This is a genomic window from Delftia sp. ZNC0008, assembly GCF_000799035.1.
Taxonomy (GTDB): domain Bacteria; phylum Pseudomonadota; class Gammaproteobacteria; order Burkholderiales; family Burkholderiaceae_C; genus Comamonas; species Comamonas tsuruhatensis.
On the sequence record NZ_JTKZ01000306.1, the window covers coordinates 1 to 3,503 of the forward strand.

Annotated in this window: 3 protein-coding genes and 1 pseudogene; all 4 read right to left on the reverse strand. The window is 70.2% G+C overall.

All coding sequences use genetic code 11. The annotated features are described in order from the left end of the window. The coding region (locus L995_RS10285; RefSeq protein WP_197065127.1) for a CaiB/BaiF CoA transferase family protein at positions 1-905 on the reverse strand (905 nt) is incomplete at its 3' end. Between the two features lie 48 nt (positions 906-953). Next, positions 954-1,739 (reverse strand): citryl-CoA lyase, encoded by a 786-nt coding sequence (locus L995_RS10290; RefSeq protein ID WP_047471410.1) that lies wholly within the window; start codon positions 1,737-1,739, stop codon positions 954-956. Between the two features lie 31 nt (positions 1,740-1,770). Beyond that, positions 1,771-3,270, reverse strand: a complete 1,500-nt coding sequence (locus tag L995_RS10295) for a class I adenylate-forming enzyme family protein (RefSeq protein WP_047471405.1) — start codon at positions 3,268-3,270, stop codon at positions 1,771-1,773. Between the two features lie 44 nt (positions 3,271-3,314). Further along, positions 3,315-3,503, reverse strand: a pseudogene (locus tag L995_RS10300) (tripartite tricarboxylate transporter substrate-binding protein); the annotation flags it as partial.

The following is a 3,503-nucleotide window of genomic DNA, read 5'->3' on the forward strand; positions in this document are numbered from 1 at the left end:
CCGCGTAGCTGCGCCATGCCGGTCAGGCGCGCGGCATTGGTGGCAAAGCGCGCGTCCAGGTGCCAGTCCGTGCCCAGCACGGAGCACAGGGCGGCGAACTGCCCGTCATTGCCGATGGCCAGGATGAAATGGCCGTCTTCGCAGGCAAACACCTCATACGGCGCGCAATTGGGATGGGCGTTGCCCGTGCGGCGCGGGTTCTCGCCGCTGACCAGGTAGTTGGCCGCCTGGTTGGCATTCATGGCCACGGCCACGTCCAGCAGCGCCAGGTCGATGTGCTGGCCGCGCCCCGTGCGCTGGCGCTGCACCACGGCCGCCAGCACGGCGCTGGTGGCATACATGCCCGTCATCAGGTCCACCACGGCCACGCCCGTGCGCAGCGGGCCCGCGCCCTCCTCGCCATCGGCCACGCCCGTGTAGCCCATGAGGCCGCCCAGCCCCTGGAACACATAGTCGTAGCCGGGCTTGTGCGCAAACGGGCCGCTCTGGCCGAAGCCCGTGATCGACAGGTAGATCAGCCCGGGGTTGATGGCGGCCAGCGCCGCGTAGTCCAGCCCGTGGCGTGCCAGCGCGCCGGCCTTGTAGTTTTCCACCAGCACGTCGGCATCGCGGATCTGGCGCAGCAGCCAGGCATGCGAGGCCGGCTCGGTGAAGTCCAGCGCCACCGACTGCTTGCCGCGGTTGCAGGACAGAAAGTAGGCCGACACGGCCTCGCCACCGGGGGCCTGCACGAAGGGCGGGCCCCAGGCGCGCGTGTCGTCGCCCGTGCCGGGACGCTCGATCTTGAGCACCGATGCGCCCAGGTCGGCAAGGTTCTGGGTGCACCAGGGTCCCGCCAGGATGCGGGACAGGTCCACCACGCGCAGGCCGTCGAGGGCGCTGGACAGTCCATGGGTTTGTTGCATGGACTCCATGCTCGCGGCATGGCGCGCGGTGGTCCATCGGTCATTGCTTCACGCAGCGTTCGCGGAAACTGCATGCCCCGCGAAGGGGATGGCTTCCTCCACCGTTTCCCAGATGAACCGGCCCGACGGGCTTTGCTGCTCCTCCACCACATGCGCCACCAGCCCGGCCGCCCGCGAGATGACGGCAAAGCCGCGCATCACGGGCGTGGGCACGCCGATCTCGCCCAGCAGGGCGGCCACGGCCCCCGTGGCATTGATGGTGATGGGCCGGCCCGCTGCGGCGTCCACGGCGGCGGACAGGGTTTCGAGCGCGCGGATTCTGCTGCCCGCCAGTTCGGGTTCGGCACGGCCCATGTCCAGCAGCTTGTAGGCGCGCGGGTCCACGGGCTTGTGCAGGTGGTGGCCGAAGCCGGGCACGGGTCTTTTCAACGCCTTGTGGTGCCGGGCGATGGCGCGGGCCTCGGCCTCTGGGTCGGCGGCGGCGGCGATGCGGTCGAGCAGCGCGGCGCAGTTCTCCATGGTGCCCACGAAGGAGCTGCCCACGGCCAGCAGGCCGGCCGAGACGGCGCCCTGCAGGTTCTCGGGCGCGCTCATGTAGATGAGGCGCGTGGCGATGGCGCTGGGCGTGAGGCCATGCTCCATGAGCACGATGAGCACCACATCGGCGATGCGCAGGTCCACGGGGCGCGGCGTTCGGCCCAGGATCTGCATCAGCATCACCTCGGTGAAGGTCTTCTTGCCCATCAGGTCCTCGACCAGGTCGGCATCGCGGTAATGCAGGCTGGTGAGGGTGTGGGTGCACAGGCGGGTGACGGGGGGTTGGGGGGTTGCCATGGCCAGGGTCTCCTTGTGATGGTGTGCGGGATCAGCGGGGTGCCAGCGCAAGCTCGCGCACGGCCGTCTTGAGCAGCTTGCCCACGGGCGAGCGCGGCAGGCTGGCGTGAAAGTGGATGCGCTTGGGTGTCTGCACGGGGCCCAGGCGCTGGCGCACGAAGGCGATCAGTTCGGCCTCGTCCGGGCGCTGGTCGGGGCGCAGTTCGGCGCGCAATTGCACGGCGGCCTGCACGGCCTCGCCCCAATGGTCGTCGGGGATGCCGAAGACCACGCACTCATGCACGGCCGGATGCTGGCCCAGGGCGTTTTCCACATCCACGGGATAGACGTTGAAGCCGCCCGTGATGACCAAGTCCTTCAGGCGGTCCTTGAGGTGCAGGTAGCCCTGCGCATCGATCAGGCCCCGGTCCCCCGTGTGCAGCCAGCCGTTCACCAGGGTCTCGGCCGTCTTGCCGGGCAGGCGCCAGTAGCCGCTCATCAGCAGATCGCCGCGCGCCACGACCTCGCCCACCTCGCCCCGGGGCAGCAGGCGGCCGTCGGGCGCCATGATGGCCAGGTCGCTGAACCAGGTGGTCCGGCCCACGGAGGTCCACAGGCCTTCGTCCTCGAAGTCCTCGGGCCGCATGGCCGTGAGGATCTGCGGCGCCTCGGTCTGGCCATAGGTGGTGGCCAGCACGGGGCCGAAGAAGGCGCGCACCTGGCGGATTTTCTCGGGCGGCATGGCGGCGCCGCCGTAGATGAGGCGGCGCAGGCCGGGGAAGTCCGCACGGCTGGCGCCCGGCAGCGCCATCAGCATGTAGATCAGGGTGGGCGGCATGAAGCACACGGTGCCGCCGCGCAGGGCAAAGGCGCTGCGCACGGCCTCGGCACCCGCACCGTCGAGCAGCACATGGCAGCCGCCCTGCGCCAGGATGGGCAGCAGATAGGTGGACGTGCCATGCGTGATGGGCGCGGCCATGACGTAGCGGTCATGCTCATCGAACCCCCAGGCCTGGATCTGGTTGGCAATGCCGGCCATCCAGGCGCGGCAGGGCTGCATCACGCCCTTGGGCAGGCCCGTGGTGCCGCCCGTGAACTTGATGGCCTGGATGGCATCGGCGGGCAGGTCGGGCATCACAGGCAAAGCACCGGCCTGCGCCTGCTCCAGGGCCGCCGTGCCCTCGCCCAGCACCAGGTGGATGCCCGGCGCCCCTTGCACCAGTGCAGCGCCGCCGGCATCGCACAGCACGATGGAAGGCTCGGTGGCATCGATGATGCGGCGCACCTCGGACTGCGTGCTCTTGGGATTGAGCGGCACCCAGACCTTGCCGCTGGCCATCACCGCCAGCAGGGCGGCGATATGGTCTGCGCTGTTGCCCGCGCAGATGCCCACGCGGCTTTGCACGGCGGGCTCCAGCGCCTGCAGGCCGGCCGCCAGCGCGGCCACCTTGCGGGCCAGCGCGTCATAGCGGATGCAGCCGCCCGGTGCGTCGATGGCGATGCGCTGCGGCCAGCGCTCGGCCGCGCGCCAGAAAAAATCAATGGGTTGCATGGGGGTGTCTCCTTGTGGGGCCGTTGTGTCGAACGGGTATCGAATTACTGCGCCGTGGCGCCCGAGGCCTTGACCACCTCGCGCCAGCGCTTGATCTCCGACGCCGCAAAGCTGCGCATCTGCGCCGGGGTGCCGGGCTCGGGCGTGGCGGCCATCTCGCCCAGGCGCTGGCGCAGCTCGGGTGCGGCCAGGGCGGTGTTCAGGGCATGGTTCAGCCGCTCGATCACACGCGG

Excerpts from the sequence above, each read along its gene's own strand:
- L995_RS10290 (WP_047471410.1), bottom strand. The coding sequence starts at position 1,739 with ATGGCAACCCCCCAACCCCCCGTCACCCGCCTGTGCACCCACACCCTC.
- L995_RS10295 (WP_047471405.1), bottom strand. The coding sequence starts at position 3,270 with ATGCAACCCATTGATTTTTTCTGGCGCGCGGCCGAGCGCTGGCCGCAG.